The organism is Arsukibacterium sp. (assembly GCF_036735525.1).
In the GTDB taxonomy this organism is placed as follows: Bacteria; Pseudomonadota; Gammaproteobacteria; order Enterobacterales; family Alteromonadaceae; genus Alishewanella.
In genome coordinates this window covers 1-1,457 of record NZ_DAINOE010000209.1, presented here as the reverse complement: position 1 = coordinate 1,457, position 1,457 = coordinate 1, and the positions used below count along the sequence as shown (strand labels likewise).

Sequence of the window (1,457 nt, the reverse complement as noted above, 5' to 3'; positions counted from 1 at the left end):
CGCACGTACGGTGGTGTGAGAGGACGGCGGGAGTGATCCCGCCTCCTACTCGATAATTAGTCACCGCTTTAACACTTGCCAATCGTTATTTCCCAAACATTGAAGCGGGTGCGCTTCAGCAACTGTTACCTGAAGAGTTTATCAGCCAATGTCTACAAGAAGCTGGCGTTGCAACCGTCCGTCGACGCCGTTTGCCCTTAGAATCGCTGGTGATGGTTGTGCTCGGAATGGCGTTGTACCGCGGCAAAGATGTCTGGAGCATTGCCGACAAAATGCAAATTGTATTGCCTGGTCGGCGAGAGTTAGTCGCGCCCAGTGCCGTTGTTCAAGGCAGGCAACGCCTGGGCTCAGAAGCCATGCGGCAAGTCTTTCATCACACCCAACAACGCTGGCACCAAGATGCTGAACATCCGCGATGGAGTGGTCTGCAACTACTTGGCGTTGATGGTGTTGTCTGGCGTGCGCCTGACACGGCAGATAATACTGAAGCTTTTACCAAACCTATCACCACCGCAGGCGAGTCTGCCTGGCCGATGGTCAGAATGGTTTGTCAAATGGAGCTAACTAGTCATTTATTGACGGGTGCCGCAATAGATAAATACAGTACGAATGAAATGATACTGGCAGAGCAACTGATTGAAACGACACCAGATAATAGCCTGACGCTGTTTGATCGAGGCTTTTATTCGTTAGGGCTGCTCCATGCATGGCAAGCTAAGGGCCAAAACCGTCACTGGCTTATCCCACTTAAAAAAGGAGCGCAATATGAGGTCGTGGAAAAGCTAGGTAGGCAAGATTTACGAGTTCGAATAGCCACCAGTCCACAAGCGCAAAAGAAATGGCCAGGTCTGCCTACGCATATAGAAGCCAGGTTGCTGAATAAAAAAGTGAAGGGAAAAGAATGCTTTATCCTGACGTCGATGCTAGATACAACGCAGTTTATGGGCGATGAAATTGTGGATTTATATAGTCAGCGTTGGGAAATCGAAATGGGTTACCGGGAGATGAAACAGCACCTGTTAGCTAATGAATTTACGTTACGTAGTAAAAAAGGCGATATGGTTAAGCAGGAGCTTTGGGGAATACTGCTGTGTTATAACCTTATTCGATACCAAATGGTGAGGATGGCCAAAACCCTACCGGGTATCTATCCAAATGAACTGAGCTTTACCTTGTGTGCCAATGCAATAGTCAGCTTATTTGAGTATGGCTTTACCCTCATCAGTAGTCATCATATTCCAAAGGAACTTGATGATTTAACCCGCAAAGCCGAGTTTTTTGTTTTACCGTTCAGGCGGGAAGAACGAGTATATCCAAGGCAAGTTAAGAAAAAACCGAGTAAATATGCGTACAAAAAATAATGCCAGTCAGCTTAACTGACTGGCATTACTTTGAAACCCCTGTGTTTTTTCTCACCGCCTGCTCCGCATCCATACATAAGCATTGATGCTGACAGG

Annotated in this window: 1 protein-coding gene; it reads left to right on the top strand. The window is 47.1% G+C overall.

Features of this window, described 5'->3' with window-relative positions:
- Positions 1–98 precede the first annotated feature (98 nt).
- Complete coding sequence (locus V7D78_RS17340) at positions 99–1,361, top strand: IS4 family transposase (RefSeq protein WP_333609702.1); 1,263 nt, start codon at positions 99–101, stop codon at positions 1,359–1,361.
- The last annotated feature ends 96 nt before the right edge of the window (positions 1,362–1,457 follow it).